We start from the raw sequence: 19320 nt of genomic DNA, 5'->3' as shown, positions 1-19320 counted from the left end.
CGTCTCCGGGACTCAGCGGAACGCGCGGCTGATGGCGGCCGCGATCTGCGTCGTCTGCATCCAGATCGCGAGGCGCGTGAGCGGCCGCACCAGCCATCTCACTACGACGGCGAGCGGCGAAGGGCGACGGTGCGCATCCGGTTCCCACGCCAGGTCGATGCGCAGCTGGGTGCCTCCCGCGGCCGGTTCGAGCGCGATGCGGATGCGCCGGGCGTTCGTCTTCGGCGCGTCGGGCCAGGTGAGGCGCCACCCGATGAGCTGATGCTCCTCGACGTCGACGACCTCGATGCGGGTGCGTCGCCGCTCGGGCTTCACCCGCAGCGGCCTGCCGTCGGCGCGCCGGGTGTGCAGTCGGCCCGTCCAGGTCGATCCGATCGCGGCCGAGGTCGGGGCGTCCTCCACTGCGCCCGTGGCGGGATCCCATTCGGGCATGCGGGAGGGATCCGCGAGCAGCGCCCAGACCGCCTCGACGGGCGCCGCGGCGAAGCCCTGTGCGGATCCGGACAGCGGGCTCCCCGCATCGGCGGGCGGGAGCGTCGGGTGACGCTCGACCTCGTCGAGGCGGGCGCGCACCGCATCGGGCGTCGTGCCGAGCCGCCGGAGCACCTGATCGATGAAGCCGCTCGGCTCGTCGAGCAGCTCGCGGAGCACCGCGGCCGCATCGCCCCGGCGATCGCCGTCGGCCGAGCGCCTGATGACCTCGAGCGGCCGCTCGCCCCACTCCTGGCCTCCCGTCTCGTGGAACGTGATCCGGCCCGGCTCGGGGGCGGGCGCGGTGATGCCGAGGGAGGCCAGCTGATCCGCGTGCTGCTCGGCGACGGCCTCGCGAGCCGACGCGAGCGTGATGCCGAGGCTCCGCAGCACCTGCCCCGCGTCCTGCGCGCTGACGACGAGCGCGAGCAGCAGGTGGTCGATGTCGGCCGTGCGCTGGCCGACGCGCGATGCCTCCTCCAGCGCAGCGACGGAGAGGGTGTGGCTCGTCGCGGCCATCTCGGTCAGTCTGCTCATCGGGCCCTCCTCGGCACCGGGAGCGACGGGTCGATCCTCTTCGCATGCTTCTTGTGCGCGGCCTGCCGCGTGACGCCGAGCGCGTCGGCGATCTCCTGCCAGCTCATCCCGGCGCGCAGCCCCGCCTCGACCTGCGCGAGCTCGAGCCGATCGGCCAGCGCGCGCAGCGAGGAGATCGCCCGCAGCCCCGATCGGGGGTCGGAGGTGTCGGCGGCGGCGTCCGCGACCTGTCGTGTCTCCATATGAGCAACCTACGTTGCTTATGCGGTGATTGTCAACCTCGGTTGCTGGAGGGGTGTCCGGACCGCCCATCCCTTTTCTCGCTGGCTCGCGAGTGGCGCAGGAATTCGCGAGTGGCGCAGACATGCGGACGGATACCGGCGCCGTTCGCGAACATCTGCGCCGCTCGCGAGCGCGATGGCGTCCGGAAGCGCTCGGGCCGGAGGGGCGTGAACCGCCGCGGCGATCCCAGGTGGATCCACGGTGGCGCGGCCGGCTGCCGCTGCGGGACTCCGGCGCGCCGCCGCGGATTCCCGGTGCGTCGGATCCCGCGGCGTGCGCGGTCTTTCGGATCGCGCACCCTTCACCCGAGGATCCCGCGGGTGCCGGTTCGTCCCGCCCGGATCCGCCCGGCGCTCCCGGGATCCCCGGCGTCGGCAGTGCCGCCGGGAGCGGTATCGTGACGGGCGTCGAGGGGGCAGGGGACGCTCATGCCGGTGCTGCTGATCGGGCTGGCCATCATCATCGTGGTCTTCGTGCTGAGGCTGGTCGTGGGGCTCTTCACGCGGCCCGTCGAGACGATCCAGATGCTGGGCACGTGGGTGTGCAACCTGGTCGGGATCGTCAGCGCGGCGGTCTTCGTGTTCCTGCTCGTCAGCGTGTTCGTCGACGGCGAGGCGGACCTCGAGATGATCTCGCTCCTCGCTGCGACGGGCGTGGTCGCGGTCGTCGCGTTCGCCCTGTCCGCGTGGCTGCGGAGGCGCCGACTGCAGGGCGCCTACCGGAAGCACATCGAGGCCGAGTACGCCGCCCGCGCCGCGGTGGAGCGCCGTCGCGGCGGCCGGCTCTAGCCTCGCGCCGTCCGCCGCGGGCTGTGTGGGCGAAGACTTTGCTGGGCGGTGCTCGCGGTCCGGTGCTCGCCTCGCGGGTGTCGGCTTCGCTGAGCGGATGCCGATCTCGCCCCGCTTCGCGGCATCCGGCGCCGACTACGGGCTCGGGTTCGCGGCATCCGGGGCCGATCCCGCAGTCCGGTCGCCGAGCACACGCCGCGTCAGGCGATGCGTCTGCGGCGGCTGCTCGACGGCCTGACCGTGTGACGTCTCGGCCCCCTGCGGATCCGCCGACCGGGTATCGCCGAGCTCGGCGCGTTCGACTCTCCGCGTGGCTGCGGAAGCGTCGGGTGCGCGACGCCCGCCGCGAGCGCACCACGGCCGAGGCCCGCCAGGTGGCCGGTTCTCGGGGTCGCCTCGCCGGCAGGGCGCTGCGGCATCGAGCGGCGTGGCGTCGCCTCGCTATCCTGGCCGGGTGACCGACTCCTCGCCGACCCGCGTCTGCTTCGTGTGCACGGGGAACATCTGCCGTTCGCCCATGGCCGATGTCGTGTTCGCGCACCTCGCGGCGGAGGCGGGGCTCGCCGACCGGTTCGTCGTGAGCTCGGCGGGAACCGGCGACTGGCACGTGGGGGATCCCGCGGATCCACGCGCCGTCGCCGCGCTCGCGCGCCGCGGATACGACGGCACGGCGCATCGGGCCCGGCAGTTCGATCCGGCCTGGTTCGACGACCTGGATCTCGTGGTCGCCCTGGACCGCGGCCACGAGCGCGCCCTCCGGCGCGCGGCGCGCACCGACGCGGATCGCGACAAGGTGCGGCTGCTGCTGTCGTTCGACCCGGATCGGGTGGAGGAAGACGTGCCCGATCCCTACTATGACGACGACCGCGCGTTCGAGGACGCGCTGACGATGGTCGAGGACGCCTCCCGCGCCCTCCTCGCCCGCCTGCGCTGAGGCGAGCGGATCCGGCGCCCGGATCGGCGCCCCTGGCTCGCGGGGCGCCGGAACTCGCGAGGAGCGCAGGGCCGAGCCGATCCTGCGCCGCTCGCGAGCGATGCCGTTCGGGGTGCGCTCGGGACGCAGCACCGCACGGCGCGGGGCGAGTGCGTTTCGCGTCCTCGGGCCACCGCGGGGACGCTGGGGTCGGGGAATCGCACCCTCCTGGGGCTGATTCGGGTGCGTTTCTCCTCCCGGACGGGGTGGATCCCTTCGCGTCGCCAGACCGCACCCGCGGGGATCTGGTGGTCGAGCCGTCGCGCGCGCCGAGCGGCCGAGGAACGTCGCCCGCCCCGGGCGCGCGTCACCGTGCAGGGCGCGAGCGGGACCGCGCCCGGATCCGAGGTGCCCGCGTAGGGAGACCCGCGTCGCCGTATCGCACCTCGCCGCGGCGGGCTGGCGTGCGTTCCGCCTCCTCGAACATCCACCCGGGCGCCCAGGTCTGCATAACGCACCTCCCGCGTGGAGATCTGGGTGCGTTTCGGATACCCGGGTGGAGATGAATCCGTTCGGGTCGCAGAACCGCACCTCCCGGGTGAGCGGAGTGGCGCCTCGGACCCGGGCGCCGGCTCGGGTCTGGCGGGCGAGCAGCCTCACGCGTCGAGCAACCGAGGAAGGCCGCCCGCTCAGGTGCAGATCACGGTGCAGGGCGCGAGCGGGATCGCGCCCGGATCCGAGGTGCTGTGCAGCGGGGCTGTTGTGTCGGAGATCCTGGGCCGCCCCGCTCGCCTGCTCCCGAGGAGAACCTGGCGGATCCGGATACCCGACACAACGGCACGGACCCAGCCGCTCCGCCTGGGGAACCCGCGCGACGAGGCACGCGCTTCGCCCGGAGATCCCGCGAACGCCGGTCCGATCGGCCCGGATCCATCCGGCGTTCGCGGGATCCCCGGCGTTCGCGGTGCCGAGAACGCCCCGAAGACGCCCGAAGGCGCCGGTCAGCTCGCGGCGGAGCGGCCGCTCATCGGGCAGGAGGCCGGGGGTGCGGCTGGCTCGGCGGCGGGACGCGCGTCGATGTCGAAGAGCGCCTCGACGGCGTCGAACACCGCGTCGGCGCGCCCCTCGGCGGCGAGATCCTGTGCACGCGTCGTCGGCGTGTGCAGCAGCATGCCGGTGAAGTGGCGCAGGGCCTCGGCGATCTCGTCGGAGTGCGCGTGGTTGCGCCCGCGCTCCAGCTCGCGCTCGAGGACGGAGAAGACGTGCTTGCGCAGGGCGACGACGGCGGGCTGGGCCGTCTGGCGGCGCGCGGCCTCGTCGAACTTCGCCACCGCGTCGCGCACGATCTCGCGCGCCGCGTCGCCGGCCTGCAGCTCCTCGAGGGGCGCGTGGAGGCGGATCGTCTCGAGGTCGAGCAGGGTGACGCCCGGCAGCTCGGCCACGTCGGGGTCGATGTTGCGGGGGAGGCCCAGGTCGATGAGGAAGCCGCGACGATCGAACCCTCCGGCCCGCAGCGTCGCCGCGTCGAGCACCGGGTGCTCGCTCGACGAGCAGGTGATGACCATGTCGACGGATGCGGCGGCGGCCGCGAAGTCGTCGTCGGCGATCTGGGTGAGGCCGTGCTTCGCCGCGAACTGGGTGCGGCCCGAGGGCGAGTGGACGCCGATCGACGCGACGCCCCGATCGCGCAGGGCGGCGAGCGTCGCCGCGGCGTAGGATCCCGTGCCGACGAGCAGCACGTCGATCTCGCTCCAGTCGGCGATGCGGCTGTCGGCCAGGTCGAGCGCGAGGCGCACGAGCGAACGGCCCGCGCGGCCGAGCGCGGTGGCGTTCTTGACGCTCTTCTGCGTCTCGGTGGCCTTCTGGAAGAGGCGCTCCAGCTGGGTCGAGGTGGTGCCGTGCTCGCGCGCCTCCTCGAGTGCGCGGCGCACCTGGCCGCCGATCTCGCCCTCGCCCACCACGACCGACTCGAGGCCGGAGGCGACGGAGAAGAGGTGCTCGATCGCGGATCCGTCGCTCTTCACGATCGCCGACTCGGCCAGCTCGCCGCGGGGCACGCCCGTGGCGCGCTCGATGGCGTCGGCGGCGGCGGCGATGCCGACCTCGCGGGCCGCGGGCGAGGAGACCTCGACGTAGGCCTCGAATCGGTTGCACGTGGCGAGCACGACGGCGCCGTCGATGCCGGGGGATGCCTGGGCGATCAGCGGGGCGACGGCCTCGTTCTGCGTGCTCAGTCGTTCGAGCGTCTCGAAGGACGCGGTCTTATGACTTGCGGACACACACAGCAGCACGATCACTCATTCTACAGCTCGTCGAAGACTCTTCTGAACGATTCCAGAGAACAAAGGCTCGCCTTGCCTCCCGGACAGACGGCATCTTCGGGTCGGTCGGAGGCGCTCCCGCCGGGCCCCCGCGGCTCGCGAGCGGCGCAGGAACTCGCGAGCGGCGCAGAAATTCGGCCGGATATCTGCGCCACTCGCGAGAATCTGCGCCACTCGCGAGCCTCCGGAGACCGCGAACCGCAGAGGGCCACACGCCTCCGCAGGCCGCGGGCCCCGACGGATCGCGAGCCCCGGACGGCCGCGAGCCGCAGAGGGCCGCACGCTTCCGGGAGGCCGCCCCTCAGCCGAGCAGCTCGTCGATCTCGGGGAACCGGGCTCGGTACGCCTCGACGAGGCGCTTCGCGACGGCGATCGAGTCGACGAGCGGGTGCGCGGCGAAGGCGCGCCACGCGCGGTCGCGGGATCCCTCTCGCGCCGCGGCGATGATCTGCCGCTCGGCGGCCTTCACGGGGGCCATGAGGCCCAGCATCTCGGTGCTCACGGGGGCGATCGGCAGGGGGTGCACCCCGTCGCCGTCCACGCGGCAGCCCACCTCGACGACGGCGTCGGCCGGCAGCTCGGGCACGAGGGATCCGTTGCCCACGTTGAGGATCATCGTCGCCGGGCGGCCGGTCGCGAGCGCGGCCATGAGGTCGAGCGCGACCTTCTGGTAGCCGCCGCCGTCGACGTCCTCCGCGTGGCGCTCCTCGTCCTGCTCGCGGCTCTCGGCCATGTAGCTCGACTCGCGTTCGTGCAGCGTGCGCTGCCACGCGACGAGCGGGTCGTCGCCGGGGTCGGCGAAGAACGCCGACTGCTGGCGGTCGAGGAACTGCCCGCGCGTCTCGTCGGACGAGCGGATCCGCTCCCGCGCCTCGCGCGCGAAGTAGTAGTAGAAGAGGTACTCGTTGGGCAGGGCGCCCAGCGCGCGCACCCAGTCGAAGCCGACGAGCCGCGCCTCCTCGATCGACTCGAGCGCCTCGTCTGAGGCGAGGAGCCGGGGGAGGAGGTCCTTCCCGTCGACCGAGACGGAGCGCAGCCATCCGAGGTGGTTGAGGCCCACGTAGTCGAACGTCACCTCGCCTCCGGCGGCGCCGCCGACCGCCTGCAGGGCGCGGCGCATGAGGCCGATCGGGGTGTCGCAGATGCCGATGACGCGGTCGCCGAGCACGGCGCGCATGGCCTCCGTCACGATGCCCGCGGGGTTCGTGAAGTTGATGACCCACGCGTCGGGCGCGACGTCGCGCACGGTCTCGGCCACCGTCATCATGAACGGCAGCGTGCGCAGCGCGTACGCGAGCCCGCCCGGGCCCACGGTCTCCTGCCCGAGCACGCCCTCGGCGAGGGCGATGTGCTCGTCGGCGACGCGGCCGGCCGATCCGCCGATGCGCACGGCCGAGAACACGAAGTCGGTTCCCGCGAGCGCCTCGGCGAGGTCGGTCGAGGTCGTCACGCGCGGCGGGTGCTGGAAGCGCGGGGCGAGCGCGTCGACGATCGCGTGGATCGTGTCGAGCCGGCTCTGCGACACATCGTGGAGCACGAGCTCGTCGATGCGCACGGGGGCGTCGTCGGAGGCGATCGCCTCGTACACGCCGGGCACGCGGAATCCTCCGCCGCCGATCAGGGTGAGCTTCATGCGGTCAGGACCTCCACTCCTTCGCGCTCCAGAAGGGAGCAGGTCGCCTCGTCGGCGCCGGTGTTCGTCACGACGGTCGAGATCTCGCTCGGGCCGCAGACGCTGAGCAGCCCCGTGCCGGGGAATTTGGCGCGGTCGGCGAGCACGACGACCCGGTCGGACGACGCGATCATCGCCCGCTTGACCGGCACCTCCATGCCTGTCGTGTCGGCGATGGATCCGTCGGGCCGCACGCCGCTCGTGCCGAGGAAGCACACGGTCGCGCGGATCTGCGCGAGGGCTTGCTCGGTGAGCGCGCCGACCATCGAGTAGTAGTTCTTGCGCAGCGCCCCGCCGAGCACGATCACCTCGACGACGTCGTCGTCGCGGAGGGCGTCGATGACGGCGAGGCTCGCGGTGAGGACGGTGATGCGGCGTCCGCGCAGGCGCTCGGCGACGAGGGCGGTCGTCGTGCCGATGTCGATGAGCACGACGTCGCCGTCGGCGACGAGCTCCGCCGCGCGGTCGGCGATGGCGGTCTTCTCGTCGGCGTCGCGCGCCGCGACGTCGCGGAAGGGCGTGTCGTCGACCTCGACGCTTCCGCCGCCGCGCACCCGGCGCAGCAGGCCGTCGGCGCTGAGGGCGTTGAGATCGCGCCGGATCGTCGAGGGGGAGACGCCGAAGTGGTCGGCGAGGGCGTCGACGCGCACCTCGCCGCCGGTTCGCACGCTCTCCAGGATCTTCGCCTGCCGGGTCGCCGTGAGCATGACGACAGAGTAACAGCCAGAAGTGAGCAGAATCGAGCACTAGCGCGCAGGCTTTCGTTCATGCCAGAGTAGGAGTGCATGTTCTGACAATCCGGATCATCCGGTGCAGGAGATGCTGGACGAAGGGACGACCGATGACCGCACCAGACGGCCGCGCCGCCCACGACGTCGTGCTCGCGGGCCCGACGTTCTTCGACCTCGTGATGGGCGACCTCGACGCGGATCCGCGCCCCGGCACCGAGGTCTACGCGTCGCGGATGAGCGCGAGCCCCGGCGGCATCGCCACGCTCGCCGTCGCCGCCGCGCGGCTCGGCCTCTCGACCGGGCTCGCCTCGACGCTCGGCGACGACCTGCACGGGCGCTGGTGCCGCCACGTGCTCGGCGACGTCGAGGGCGTCGACCTCGCCCGCACCCGCGTGCTCCCCGACTGGCCCACGCCCGTGACCGTCTCGATCGCGCACGACGGCGACCGGTCGATGATCACGCGGGAGGAGCGGGCGGATCCCGTGGATCCGCTGCCCGACGGCGCCTCGGCCCGCGCGGCGATCGCCGACCTCGCCCAGCTCGCGGGCGACGCGCCCGACGCCTGGTGGCGCCGCGCCTCCCGGCAGGGCACCCGCATCTTCGCCGACTCGGGGTGGGACCCCACGGGCGCGTGGAGCGCCGACCGCCTGCGCCCGCTCGAGCACTGCTGGGCGTTCACGCCCAACGAGCACGAGGCGATCGCCTACACGGGCGCGACGTCGGCGCGGGAGGCGGCCCGCGCGCTCGCCGCCCGCGTGCCGCTCGTCGTCGTCACCCGCGGCGCCCGCGGGGCGTTCGCGGTCGACGCCGCGACGGGCGAGGAGGTCGACGTGCCCGGCCTCCCCGTCGACGCCCGCGACGCGACGGGTGCGGGCGACGTCTTCCAGGCCGCGCTCGTGTGGGCCGTGCTCGACGAGCTGCCGCTCGCCGACGCCGTCGCGTTCGCCGTGCTCTCCTCCGGCATCGCCACGACCGAGCTCGGCGGTGCGACCGCCGCCCCCTGCTGGGGCGACATCGCCGACGCCCGACGCACCTTCCCCGATGACCGCTTCCGCTTCGTCGACGAGCTCGTCCGGCGGATCCCCGAACCCCTGCATCACCGTGCCGACAGGCGCACCCCCTTCTCCCGCTTCGCGAACTGAGGCGGGAGCCTTCAGAGAGGAAAGACCCATGCAACGACGCCACAGCATCCTGACGATGGGCGCCGCGGGAGCCGCGCTCGCCCTCGGACTCACGGCCTGCGCGCCCGGCGCGAGCCCCGGAGGGGACGCGGAGGAGCCCGCCGAGCAGGGCGAGATCACGACCGACATCTCCGACCTCGGCGACATCACCCTCACCGTCTGGGACCAGGAGGTCCGCGGCGGTCAGAACGAGCAGATCGAGCAGCTCAACGCGGCGTTCGAGGAGAAGTACCCCAACGTCACGATCGACCGGAACTCGCAGGCCTTCGACGACCTCGCCACGACGCTGCGCCTCGCGATCACCGACGACGACGCCCCCGACGTGGTGCAGGCCAACAACGGCCGCAACACGATGGGCGCGTTCGTCGAGGCCGGGCAGCTGCGCGCCCTCGACGACTACGCCGAGGCGTACGGGTGGGGCGACCGGTACTCCGAGTCGATCCTGCAGTACTCCACCTACAGCGACGACGCGACCGTGTTCGGCGACGGCAGCCTCTACGGCCTGCCGCAGGTCGGCGAGGTCGTCGGCATCTTCTACAGCAAGAGCAAGCTCGACGAGCTCGGCCTCGAGGTGCCCGCCGACTGGGCCGCGTTCGACGAGGCCCTCCAGACCGCGAAGGACGCGGGGGAGACGCCCATGCAGCTCGGCAACATCGAGCAGTGGCCCGGGCTGCACGTGTTCGGCCCGCTGCAGGGCGCGTACGTTCCCGCCGACCAGATCGTCGACCTCGGCCTCGGAAACCCCGGCGCGAGCTGGACGACGCCGGAGAACGAGGAGGCCGCCGCGCACATCCAGGGCTGGGTCGAGGACGGCTTCTTCAACGAGGGCGTCAACGGCACCGACTACGACGCCGCCTGGCAGGACCTCGCCGCGGGCGAGGGCGTGTTCCTCATCGGCGGATCCTGGCTCGCCGCCGACCTCGAGGACGCGATGGGCGACGACGTGGGCTTCTTCGTGCCCGCCCTCGAGGACGGCACGAAGGCGACCACAGGCGGCACGGGCCTGCCGTTCGCGATCACGTCTGGCAGCGAGAACCCCGACGCGGCCGCGGCGTACATCGACTTCCTCACGAGCGACGAGGCCATGGGGATCCTCGCCGAGACGGGCAACCTCCCCGTCAACGACACCGCGTCGCACGCTCCCGACGGCGGCGTGCAGGCCGAGGTGTTCACCGAGTTCGGCGAGGTGACCGAGTCGGGCGCCGTGCTGCCGTACCTCGACTACGCGACCCCGACGTTCGCCGACACGATGGGGCAGGCGCTGCAGGATCTCCTCGACGGGCGCTCGACGCCCGCCGAGTTCACCGAGCAGCTCGAGACCGACTACGCGGAGTTCACGGGCTGACGATGACCGATACCGTCGCGATCGTCACCGGGCGGAGGGGCGCACGCCGCTCCGCCCGGGTGACCCGCCCCTGGCTGCCCTACGCGTACCTCGCGCCGGCGCTGGTGCTGTACGGGCTGTTCCTGCTCGTGCCGCTCGGGCGGGCCGCCCAGTTCTCTCTCTACGAGTGGGACGGTCTCGGCGCATCCGTCTTCGTCGGCTTCGACAACTACGTCGCCGTCTTCCAGAGCGCGCAGCTCCGCGAGGCGTTCGTGCACGCCCTCGTGCTCATCGTGTTCTTCGCGGTGCTGCCGCTCTGCCTCGGCCTCCTCCTGGCCGCCCTCCTCACCCGAGCGAAGGTGCGGGGACTCGGATTCTTCCGCACCATCGTGTTCCTGCCGCAGGTCATCGCGATGGTCGTCATCGCCGTGACCTGGCGCCAGATCTACGCGCCGACCGGCCCCCTCAACGAGGCCCTCCGCGCCGTGGGCCTCGGCGGGCTCGCCCGCGCCTGGCTCGGCGACTACGACTGGGCGCTGCCGGCCGTCGGCCTCATCGGCACCTGGGTCTCCACCGGCCTCGTGACCGTGCTGCTCATGGCCGGCATGTCGCGGATCCCCCGAGAGCAGTACGAGGCGGCCCGCCTCGACGGCGCGGGCGCGCTGCGCGAGTTCTTCGCCATCACCCTGCCCGCCGTGCGCGGCGAGGTGACGGTCGCGCTGACCCTCACGATCGTCGCGGCCCTGAAGACCTTCGACCTCGTCTACGTGACGACGAGCGGCGGGCCGGGCACGTCGACGACGGTGCCGAGCTACGAGGTGTACCGCCTCGCCTTCACCATCGGCGAGGTCGGCGCCGCCGCGGCGGTCGGCATCGTGCTGACGGCCATCGTCTTCCTCATCAACGCCGTCGTCAACGTGATCGGAGAGCGCCGATGAAGATCTCCGCCTTCGAGCGCGTCGCGAACTACGTCATCCTCATCGCGTTCGCGTTCGTCATCCTCGCCCCCATCGGGGTCATCGTCACGCTCTCCCTGGGCCCCGAGCGCGCCTCGTCCGGCCCGGGGATCCACTGGGAGAACTTCGTCAACGCCTGGCAGATCGGGCGCTTCGGCGACTACATGCTGAACTCGGTCACGGTCGCCGTGATCGTCGTGCTCGTCGCCGTCAGCGCGTCGATCCTCGCCGGGTACGCGCTCGGCACGATGCGGTTCCGCGGCGCGACGCCGCTGTTCTACCTGTTCCTGCTCGGCATCATGGTGCCGACGGAGGCGTTCATCGTGCCCATGTTCTTCGACATGCGCGCGCTCGGGCTGACGAACACGATCTGGGGCGTCGCGCTGCCGCAGATCGCGATGTCGATCGCCTTCGGGACGTTCTGGATGCGTGCCTACTTCCGCGGATCGAGCCGCGAGCTCGTCGAGGCGGCGCGTCTGGACGGCGCGGGATCCTGGCGGATCCTCTGGCAGATCCTCGTGCCCATCGGGCGCCCCGCGATCCTCACGCTCGTGCTGCTGACGTTCATGTGGACGTGGAACGAGTTCCTCGTGCCGCTCGTCATGTCGCCCAACGGCACGGTGCGCACCGCGCCCCTCGGGCTGGCGTTCTTCCAGGGCCAGTACACGCAGGGCACCGCGCTGCTCGCCGCCGGCGCGATCCTCGTGGCTCTGCCCGTCGTGGTGCTCTACATCTTCCTCCAGCGCCACTTCATCCGCGGCATGATCGAGGGCGCCGTGAAGTAGGGGCTCCGCGGCAGGCGTCGGAGGCGGTCCCGTTGTCGGCGGCGCGGGCGGAGGCGTCGTGGGCCGTCGGCGGCGCGGGCCGTCGGCGCGCGGGCGGTCGGCGGCCGCCAGCGCGCGGGCATGTCTCACGTCTGGTCGGGATGCGGGTGTCATTCTGACCGTTCGTGAGACATGCTCTCGTCGGGAGGGGTGGCTGTCTCACATTCGGTGGGAATACGGGTGCCATTCCGAACATTTGCGAGACATGCCGTTTCTCGCGATCCGGTCGGCGAACGCCGCCTCGCTGCCCCCGGCGTGGGGGCCGCCTCCTCGCATGGGTCGCCATGAAACGCCGTCTGGTCCGCGCACGGGGCGCGTTTTCTGGCGACCCTCGTCGTCGAGGCGGGCACATGCATCCCGGGGTCGGGCGCACGACGCCGCCGGATTCGAGCGAGGAGGAGCGACACGCCGGGGCGGACCGCCGAGCAGGGCAGAAACGGCGTCGTCGTGCACCGGGGCGGAAGGGGCGCTCGCGGCGATCGTCCTCGCCGACTATTGACATCGTTCCCAATCTGAGGGAGAGTACACGTGGGAACGATCCCAAATCTGGGTCGGCCTCACGAAGAACCTCCCTCACAGAAAGCGACAGCGATGAGCGATCTGATCCCCGTCCCCGACGACTTCGAGGCGTGCGTGCAGCACGCGATCGACCAGGACGACAAGGCGCGGGCGCTCGTCGAGCGCGCCGTGGACCAGGGCGTCGAGCGGGTCTACCTGGTGGGCTGCGGCGGCTCGCACTTCGGGACGTTCCCCGCGTTCGACCTGCTCGACCGCTACGCGCCGGGCATCGTGAGCCAGCGCATCACCAGCGCGGAGCTCACCTCGCGGGCGCCGGTCGGGCTGAACGAGAAGGCCCTCGTGGTCGCCGCCTCGCACTCCGGCGGCACCCCGGAGACGGTCGCCGCCGCCGAGTTCGCCCAGAGCCGCGGCGCGCTCGTCGCCGGGATCTCCCGCCAGGGCGACAACCCGCTCGGACGCATCGGCGCCGTGCACCTCGATTACCCGGACACGATCTCGATCACCGAGCCCAAGCTCGTGCACAACGAGCAGGTCGCCGCCGCGCTTCTCGACGCCTACGGTGCGCCCGAGAAGGCCGCCGAGCTGCGCGCCGGCATCCCCGCGCTGCCGGGGGCGCTCCGCGCGGTCAAGGACGAGGTCGTCGAGGCGGGCGAGCGCGTCGCCGACCTGCTCTCCGCGGAGGACGCGCCCCTGAGCTACATCGTCGGCGGCGGCCCCGCGTACGGCATGGCCAAGATGATGGCCTGGTGCTACTTCCAGGAGATGAGCTGGATGAACTCCGCCGCGATCAACGCGGGCGACTTCTTCCACGGCCCGCTCGAGATGGTGCTCGAGGACACGACCGTCGTCACCCTCGTCGCGGAGGACGCCAGCCGCGCGCTGGGCGAGCGCGTCATCAGCTTCGCCGAGGGTCAGACCCGCAACTCGGCCGCGGTCGACACCGCGACGTTCTCGCTCCCCGGCATCCCCGAGGCGTCCCGCGCCGACCTCAGCGTCCTCGCGCTCATGAGCGCCGAGCGCCGTGTGCTCGATCACGTCGCGGCGCGTCGCGGGCACGACACCTCGCAGCGCCGGTACATGTACAAGATCGCCTACTGACCGGCGGGAGACGGGACATCCGATGAAGATCCTGGGTGCCGGTGACAACGTCGCCGATCGATACCTGGATGCCGCGACCCTGTACCCGGGCGGCAACGCCCTGAACGTGGCCGTCTTCGCGGCCCGCCGGGGGGCGAACGCGGGATACCTGGGCGTCGTCGGCGACGACGCGGCGGGGCGTCACATCCTGCAGACCCTCCAGGCGGAGCACGTCGACACGTCGCTCACGCGGGTCGCGCACGGGCCGAACGCGACCGCCGACGTCGAGCTGCGCGGCAACGACCGGGTGTTCCTGCGCTCCGACCGCACGACGGCGCAGTTCGAGATGGACGCCGCGCAGCTGGCCGCCGTGGCCGACTACGATATCGTCCACTCGGGCTACGCGGGCACGCTACGTGAGCGGATCCCCGAGATGGCCGAGCGGGCGAAGGTGTCGTTCGACTTCGGCAGCCGGTTCGACATCGACGAGACGGAGCCGTTCCTGCCGCACCTCTTCCTCGCGAGCTACTCGACGAGCCACCTCTCCGACGCCGAGGCGCTCGCGCTGGTCGAGCGGGCGCTGGCCGCGGGCGCTGCGCACGTGCTTGCCACCCGCGGGCCGGAGGGCGCGATCTTCGGATCCTCCGAGGGGATCGTCAGGCAGCCCGCCGATCGCATCAGCGCGCGCGACACGCTCGGTGCGGGCGACGCGTTCATCGCCGCGGTGCTGGTCGGCCTGGCCGCAGACCGCGACGTGCGCTCGACGCTCGTGTCGGCGAGCGCCCAGGCTGCGCAGGTGTGCCAGGAGGACGGGGCCTTCGGGCGCGGGATCCCCTTCGACGCCGACGCGGTCGCAGGCCCACACGACATCAACGACGAGAAGAAAGCGGTGAAGGCATGACCTTGCGCATCGGGGTCGACACGGGCGGGACGTTCACGGACGTGTGCGCGTTCGACGAGGCGACGGCGCGCGTGCACGTCCGGAAGGTGTCGAGCACCCCGGAAGACCCGGGCCGGGCCATCGTCCAGGGCGTGACCGAGATCCTTGACCAGATCGGCGACCGCACGATCGACGAGGTCGGCTACTTCGCCCACGGCACGACCGTCGGGACCAACGCGCTGCTCACCGGTCGCGGGGCTGTCACGGGCCTCATCACGACGCGTGGCTTCCGCGACCTGCTGGAGCTCGGCCGCGGCCGCCGCCCCAGTATGTACGACCCCCGGGCCGACAAGCCGACCCCGCAGGTGCCGCGTCACCTGCGCAAGGAGGTCACCGAGCGGCTGCGCCACACGGGCGCCGTCGAGACCCCGCTCGACGAGGACGACGTGCGCCGTGCCGTGCGCGAGCTGCGGGATCAGGGCGTGCGATCCATCGCCGTCTGCCTCCTGTACAGCTACCTCGACGGCGCGCACGAGCGCCGCGTCGGCGAGATCGTCCGCGAGGAGATCCCCGACGCGTACGTCTCGCTCTCGAGCGACGTCCTCCCGGAGTTCCGCGAGTACGAGCGCCTCTCGACCGTCGTGACCAACGCGTACGTCGGCCCCGTCGTGGCGAACTACCTCGCGCGGCTGCGCGGCGTGCTCGCGGATCGCGGCCTCGAGGCGGTCCCGCACGTCACGCAGAGCAACGGCGGCGTGATCCCGTTCGCCACCGCCGAGTCGTTCCCCGTCCGGCTCGTGCTGTCCGGCCCGAGCACAGGCGTCGTGGGTGCGGCACAGATCTGCCAGGCGGCGGGCTTCGACGACATCATCACCTTCGACATGGGAGGGACGTCGTCGGACATCTCGCTCGTGCAGGAGGGGCGTCCCAAGGTCACGGCGGGCATGGAGCTCGACGGGCGCCCCGTGCGCTCGCCGATGCTCGACATCCACACGGTCGGTGCGGGCGGCGGATCGCTCGCCTGGATCGACAGCGGGAACCACCTGCGCGTCGGCCCCCAGAGCGCCGGCGCCTTCCCCGGCCCCGCCTGCTACGGCAACGGCGACGAGGCCGCGGTGACCGACGCCAACGTCGTGCTGCGGATGCTCAACCCCGAGTACCTGCTGAACGGCCAGATGAAGATCGACCGCGAGGCCTCCGTCGCCGCGGTCCGGCGCCTGGCCGGGCCCCTGGGGCTCAGCGTCGAGGAGACGGCGCTCGGGATCCTCCGCGTCGTGACGGCGAACATGGCGCGGGCGATCCGCGTCGTGAGCGTGCAGCGCGGGTACGACCCGCGCGACTATGCGCTCGTGCCCTTCGGGGGCGCGGGGCCGCTGCACGCCTCCCGCCTCGCGCAGGAGCTCGGGATGCGCACGATCGTGGTGCCGGAGATCCCCGGTGCGCAGTCGGCGCTCGGCCTGCTCATGACCGACGTGAAGACCGACTTCATGCGCACCCAGATCACGCCGGTCGACGCGGCGGGCGCCGAGGGCCTCGACGCCGTCTTCGACGAGCTCGCCTCCCGCGCGGCCGAGTGGTTCGACGAGGAGGAGGTCGAGCCGGAGGGGCGCGAGCTCCTGCGCCGTATGGATCTGCGCTACCGCGGCCAGAACTTCGAGCTCGCGATCGAGGTCCCCGAGGGGCACCGGTTCGCCGCCGACGGGGTCGCCCGCGTCGTCGAGCTCTTCCACGAGGCGCACGAGCGGGTCTACGGCTACCGCTCCGAGGACGCGGCCGTCGAGGTCGTCACCTTCCGCCTCGAGGCGTCAGGCGAGGCCGCGCACGTCGACACGCGGCGCGACGAGACGTCGGAGTCGGATCCGCAGCGAGCGTTCGTCGGCATCCGGAGCACCTGCTTCGACCCGTCGGACGGCTACGTCGATACGCCCATCTACGACCGGTCGCGGCTGACGCCGGGCGACGTGATCGCCGGCCCCGCCATCGTCGAACAGATGGACACGACCACCGTCCTGCTGCCCGGCGACACGTGCCGCGTGGACGACTACCGCAACCTGGTGATCGAGATCGGAGAGCAGGAATGAGCACCGTGGAGCTGGATCCCGTCCTGGTGGAGGTCGTCGGCTCGGCGCTGTCGACCATCGTCGAGGAGATGAGCGAGACGCTCGTGAAGGCCGCGTACTCGCCGAACATCAAGGAGCGCCGCGACTGCACGGCGAGCCTGTTCGACGCGGAGGGCCAGGCGATCGCGCAGGACGAGGGCGGATCGCCCCTGCACCTCGGCTCGCTCATGGGCATCGTCGCGTCGCTGCGCGAGCGCTATCCGCTGGACGAGATCCGCCCCGGCGACATCTTCATCGGCAACGACCCTTACACGGGAGGAGGGTCGCACCTTCCCGACATCGTGCTGGCGACGCCGATCTTCGTGGACGGCGAGCTGACCGCGTGGGCCGCGACCCTCGCGCACCACGCCGACTTCGGCGACCGCGGGCACGCGCACATCTTCCAGGAGGCGATCCGGATCCCGCCGGTGCACCTCGTGCGCGAGGGCGTGCGTCAGGACCAGCTGCTGCAGCTGATCCTGCTGAACTGCCAGGTGCCGGAGGAGCGGGTCGCCGATCTGCGAGCCCAGGAGTCGGCGCTGCGCGTCGCGGTGACCCGGTTCGGCGAGCTGTGCGCGCGCTACGGCGTCGGCACGGTGCGCGCGATCGGCGCCGAGCTGCTCGACTACACCGAGCGGCGCACCCGGGCCGCGATCGCGGAGTTCCCCGACGGCGAGTACGTCTTCGAGGATCTCTTCGATTGCCCCGAGCTGGACGACGAGCTGACCCTCAGGGTGCGGATCGTCGTGACGGGTGACGAGATGCTGTTCGACTTCGCGGGCAACCCGCCGCAGGTGCGGGCGAGCGTGAACGTCGTGTGGACCGGGCTGTACGCCGCGGTCTACTACACGATCAAGACGCTCATCGATCCCGACATCGCGCCGAACGCCGGGCTGTACCGGCCGGTCACGATCGAGGCGCCGGAGAACTCGATCGTGAACTGCTCGGCTCCCGCCGCGGTCAACGGCCGCAGCGAGACCTGCCAGCGCATCGTGGACCTCATCCAGGGAGCGCTCGCCCCTGCCGTGCCGGAGCGCGTCACGGGCGCGTCGAACGGCGCGAACACGGGCGTGCACTTCTCCGGCCATGACCCGGCGCGCGGGCGGGACTTCGTGTACCTCGAGACGATCGGCGGCGGCAGCGGGGCGCGGTTCGACAAGGACGGCCTCGACGGCGTGCAGGTGCACATGACGAACACGTCGAACCTGCCCGTCGAGAGCCTGGAGAGCGAGTACCCGCTGATGGTCGAGGCGTACGAGTTCATCGAGGACTCGGGCGGCATCGGCGAGCACCGCGGCGGCATGGGGATCCGGAGGCGGATCCGCGCGGAGGCCGAGAACGTGCACTTCTGGCTGGACACCAGCCGGCAGAGGTCGCAGCCGTGGGGCGTCTTCGGCGGCGGCCCTGGCGCCTCGGCGCGCTGCGTGCTCAGCGATGACGCGCTTCCCATCGACCACGGCTACACGGTGCTGCAGCCGGGCCAGTGGGCGTCGATCGAGACCGCCGGCGCCGGCGGGTACGGGAATCCCTCTGACCGGCCCGACGAGGCCATCGCGGCCGACGTCGCCGACGGGCGGGTCTCGGAGGAGACCGCGCGCCGCTACCGCGCCTGAGCGGCCCCGGCTGACCCCCTCATGAGCATCTCCGCGTCGAGGAGGTGGTCGAGAGGGTCGGCCGGGCGGCCGCGGATGACGCTCGTCAGCACGGTCAGCGCCGTCGCCCCGAGCCTCTGACGGGGCTGCTCCACGACCGTGACGGCGGGCTGGACCATCGTCGTCCACTCCTGGTCGTCGAAGCCGATGAACGAGAGGTCGTCGGGGAGGCGCAGTCCGCGGGACCGGATCCCGCGATAGGCGCCCGAGCTCAGCACGGCGTTGGTCGCGTGCAGCGCCGTCGCCCCGGTCTCGAGGTCGAGGAACGCCTCCACGGATTCCTGCGCGCTCGCGGTCGTGTAGCCGGAGCGCACGATGAGGCCCTCGTCGACGCCGAGCCCCGCGTGCTCCAGCGCGCGCAGGTAGCCGACGATGCGCTGGGCGGAGGGGCGCAGGAGCGTCAGGGCCGGGTCGTCCGGCGCGCTCGCGGTGAGCCGCTGCAGGGTCGGCAGGGCGGGAGCGGCCTCGGCGAGCAGCGCGATCCGCTCGTGGCCGAGGCCGATGAGCGCCCGGGTCGCCTGCTCGGCCGCGCCGACGTGATCGACGGAGACGAGGGGCAGATGCTCGAGCCCGGGCATCCGGCGATCGAGCAGCACGACGGGCATCCCCTCGTCGACGAGCCGCAGGATCGCGGTCGGCGGATCCTGGAACACGGGGGCGATCGCGATCCCGTCCACCCGCTGCTCGGCGAGCAGCTCGAGCGAGCGCGCCTCGATGTCGGCGTCGTTGTCCGTGTTGCTGACGAGCACCTCGAACCCGGCGGCGCGCGCGTTGTCGGTGAGCCCCCGCAGCACGGCCGAGAAGAAGGGGATGATCACGTCGGGCACCACGATGCCGATCGTGTTCGTCGCGCCCGACTTCATCGCGCGGGCCAGCTGGTTCGGTCGGTATCCGAGCTCGGAGGCGGCGTGGAGGACCTTCTCCCGCGTCGCGGCGCTCGCGGACCCGTTGCGCGCCAGCACCCGCGCGGCGGCCGACTTCGACACCCCCGCCTTCTGCGCGACATCGATGATCGTGACTGTCTCGCGTACCATGCGATCCTCCCCCGGTGTCCGTCGCATCGTAGCGAACGGCTCTGGCCCCGTATGACGGT

The 19320-nt window shown here is 72.2% G+C and carries 16 protein-coding genes; 10 read left to right on the top strand and 6 right to left on the bottom strand.

The genetic code is table 11. The annotated features are described in order from the left end of the window. Positions 1-12: 12 nt before the first annotated feature. Both NHL53_RS00970 and NHL53_RS00965 read right to left on the bottom strand, forming a co-directional pair. Positions 13-1008 (bottom strand): SRPBCC family protein, encoded by a 996-nt coding sequence (locus NHL53_RS00970; RefSeq protein ID WP_433774233.1) that lies wholly within the window; start codon positions 1006-1008, stop codon positions 13-15. Then, positions 1005-1250 carry a hypothetical protein gene (locus tag NHL53_RS00965; protein ID WP_433774231.1) on the bottom strand — a complete coding sequence of 82 codons (246 nt, stop codon included), beginning with the start codon at positions 1248-1250 and terminating at the stop codon, positions 1005-1007. Before NHL53_RS00965 ends, NHL53_RS00970 begins: the two co-directional genes overlap by 4 nt. A gap of 468 nt (positions 1251-1718) precedes the next feature. Between NHL53_RS00965 and NHL53_RS00960 the strand changes: the two genes are divergently transcribed. Together NHL53_RS00960 and NHL53_RS00955 are read left to right on the top strand one after the other, a co-directional pair. Next, entirely contained in the window at positions 1719-2078 is a 360-nt protein-coding gene (locus tag NHL53_RS00960; protein WP_433774229.1) for a hypothetical protein, read from the top strand. Positions 2079-2532: 454 nt separating this feature from the next. Beyond that, complete coding sequence (locus NHL53_RS00955) at positions 2533-3012, top strand: low molecular weight protein-tyrosine-phosphatase (protein ID WP_433774227.1); 480 nt, start codon at positions 2533-2535, stop codon at positions 3010-3012. 980 nt (positions 3013-3992) lie between these two features. Here the strand turns inward: NHL53_RS00955 and NHL53_RS00950 are convergent. The 3 genes from NHL53_RS00950 to NHL53_RS00940 form a co-directional block, all read right to left on the bottom strand. Beyond that, positions 3993-5282, bottom strand: a complete 1290-nt coding sequence (locus NHL53_RS00950) for a glutamyl-tRNA reductase (protein WP_433774225.1) — start codon at positions 5280-5282, stop codon at positions 3993-3995. Between the two features lie 331 nt (positions 5283-5613). Beyond that, positions 5614-6945: a 6-phospho-beta-glucosidase gene (locus tag NHL53_RS00945; RefSeq protein ID WP_433774223.1), complete on the bottom strand. Its 1332-nt coding sequence runs from the start codon at positions 6943-6945 to the stop codon at positions 5614-5616. Then, positions 6942-7691: a DeoR/GlpR family DNA-binding transcription regulator gene (locus tag NHL53_RS00940; protein WP_433774221.1), complete on the bottom strand. Its 750-nt coding sequence runs from the start codon at positions 7689-7691 to the stop codon at positions 6942-6944. Before NHL53_RS00940 ends, NHL53_RS00945 begins: the two co-directional genes overlap by 4 nt. A gap of 134 nt (positions 7692-7825) precedes the next feature. On the opposite strand from NHL53_RS00940, the gene NHL53_RS00935 reads away from it, so the two are divergent. From NHL53_RS00935 to NHL53_RS00900, 8 genes are all read left to right on the top strand, one after another. Beyond that, positions 7826-8857, top strand: coding sequence for a carbohydrate kinase family protein (locus NHL53_RS00935; protein ID WP_433774219.1), 1032 nt, complete (start codon positions 7826-7828; stop codon positions 8855-8857). Positions 8858-8885: 28 nt separating this feature from the next. Further along, on the top strand, positions 8886-10241 hold the full coding sequence (locus tag NHL53_RS00930) for an ABC transporter substrate-binding protein (protein ID WP_433774217.1): 1356 nt from the start codon (positions 8886-8888) through the stop codon (positions 10239-10241). Positions 10242-10243: 2 nt separating this feature from the next. Further along, positions 10244-11158: a carbohydrate ABC transporter permease gene (locus NHL53_RS00925; protein ID WP_433774216.1), complete on the top strand. Its 915-nt coding sequence runs from the start codon at positions 10244-10246 to the stop codon at positions 11156-11158. Beyond that, the gene (locus tag NHL53_RS00920; protein ID WP_433774214.1) at positions 11155-11961 is read left to right on the top strand and encodes a carbohydrate ABC transporter permease; all 807 of its coding nucleotides are present in this window, start codon (positions 11155-11157) and stop codon (positions 11959-11961) included. The genes NHL53_RS00925 and NHL53_RS00920 overlap by 4 nt, the downstream gene beginning before the upstream one ends. Positions 11962-12591: 630 nt before the next feature. After that, positions 12592-13617 (top strand): SIS domain-containing protein, encoded by a 1026-nt coding sequence (locus NHL53_RS00915; protein ID WP_433774212.1) that lies wholly within the window; start codon positions 12592-12594, stop codon positions 13615-13617. 22 nt (positions 13618-13639) lie between these two features. Further along, positions 13640-14497 (top strand): PfkB family carbohydrate kinase, encoded by an 858-nt coding sequence (locus NHL53_RS00910; protein ID WP_433774210.1) that lies wholly within the window; start codon positions 13640-13642, stop codon positions 14495-14497. Further along, positions 14494-16557 carry a hydantoinase/oxoprolinase family protein gene (locus NHL53_RS00905; RefSeq protein ID WP_433774208.1) on the top strand — a complete coding sequence of 688 codons (2064 nt, stop codon included), beginning with the start codon at positions 14494-14496 and terminating at the stop codon, positions 16555-16557. The genes NHL53_RS00910 and NHL53_RS00905 overlap by 4 nt, the downstream gene beginning before the upstream one ends. Beyond that, complete coding sequence (locus tag NHL53_RS00900) at positions 16554-18188, top strand: hydantoinase B/oxoprolinase family protein (RefSeq protein ID WP_433774206.1); 1635 nt, start codon at positions 16554-16556, stop codon at positions 18186-18188. Before NHL53_RS00905 ends, NHL53_RS00900 begins: the two co-directional genes overlap by 4 nt. Here NHL53_RS00900 and NHL53_RS00895 read toward each other — a convergent pair. Beyond that, complete coding sequence (locus NHL53_RS00895; RefSeq protein ID WP_433774204.1) at positions 18176-19261, bottom strand: LacI family DNA-binding transcriptional regulator; 1086 nt, start codon at positions 19259-19261, stop codon at positions 18176-18178. The two genes, NHL53_RS00900 and NHL53_RS00895, sit on opposite strands and share 13 nt — an antisense overlap. Between the last annotated feature and the right edge of the window lie 59 nt (positions 19262-19320).

This window comes from Microbacterium sp. gxy059 (assembly GCF_050958665.1).
In the GTDB taxonomy this organism is placed as follows: domain Bacteria; phylum Actinomycetota; class Actinomycetes; order Actinomycetales; family Microbacteriaceae; genus Microbacterium.
Note: the sequence above shows the minus strand (reverse complement) of the source record. Positions and strands in the feature narration are given on the sequence as shown.

Bases quoted from the DNA above. Each gene is read 5' to 3' on its own strand.
- NHL53_RS00970 (WP_433774233.1), bottom strand. From the start codon at position 1,008: ATGAGCAGACTGACCGAGATGGCCGCGACGAGCCACACCCTCTCCGTC.
- NHL53_RS00965 (WP_433774231.1), bottom strand. From the start codon at position 1,250: ATGGAGACACGACAGGTCGCGGACGCCGCCGCCGACACCTCCGACCCC.
- NHL53_RS00960 (WP_433774229.1), top strand. From the start codon at position 1,719: ATGCCGGTGCTGCTGATCGGGCTGGCCATCATCATCGTGGTCTTCGTG.
- NHL53_RS00945 (WP_433774223.1), bottom strand. From the start codon at position 6,945: ATGAAGCTCACCCTGATCGGCGGCGGAGGATTCCGCGTGCCCGGCGTG.
- NHL53_RS00940 (WP_433774221.1), bottom strand. From the start codon at position 7,691: ATGCTCACGGCGACCCGGCAGGCGAAGATCCTGGAGAGCGTGCGAACC.
- NHL53_RS00935 (WP_433774219.1), top strand. From the start codon at position 7,826: ATGACCGCACCAGACGGCCGCGCCGCCCACGACGTCGTGCTCGCGGGC.
- NHL53_RS00930 (WP_433774217.1), top strand. From the start codon at position 8,886: ATGCAACGACGCCACAGCATCCTGACGATGGGCGCCGCGGGAGCCGCG.
- NHL53_RS00925 (WP_433774216.1), top strand. From the start codon at position 10,244: ATGACCGATACCGTCGCGATCGTCACCGGGCGGAGGGGCGCACGCCGC.
- NHL53_RS00920 (WP_433774214.1), top strand. From the start codon at position 11,155: ATGAAGATCTCCGCCTTCGAGCGCGTCGCGAACTACGTCATCCTCATC.
- NHL53_RS00915 (WP_433774212.1), top strand. From the start codon at position 12,592: ATGAGCGATCTGATCCCCGTCCCCGACGACTTCGAGGCGTGCGTGCAG.
- NHL53_RS00910 (WP_433774210.1), top strand. From the start codon at position 13,640: ATGAAGATCCTGGGTGCCGGTGACAACGTCGCCGATCGATACCTGGAT.
- NHL53_RS00905 (WP_433774208.1), top strand. From the start codon at position 14,494: ATGACCTTGCGCATCGGGGTCGACACGGGCGGGACGTTCACGGACGTG.
- NHL53_RS00900 (WP_433774206.1), top strand. From the start codon at position 16,554: ATGAGCACCGTGGAGCTGGATCCCGTCCTGGTGGAGGTCGTCGGCTCG.
- NHL53_RS00895 (WP_433774204.1), bottom strand. From the start codon at position 19,261: ATGGTACGCGAGACAGTCACGATCATCGATGTCGCGCAGAAGGCGGGG.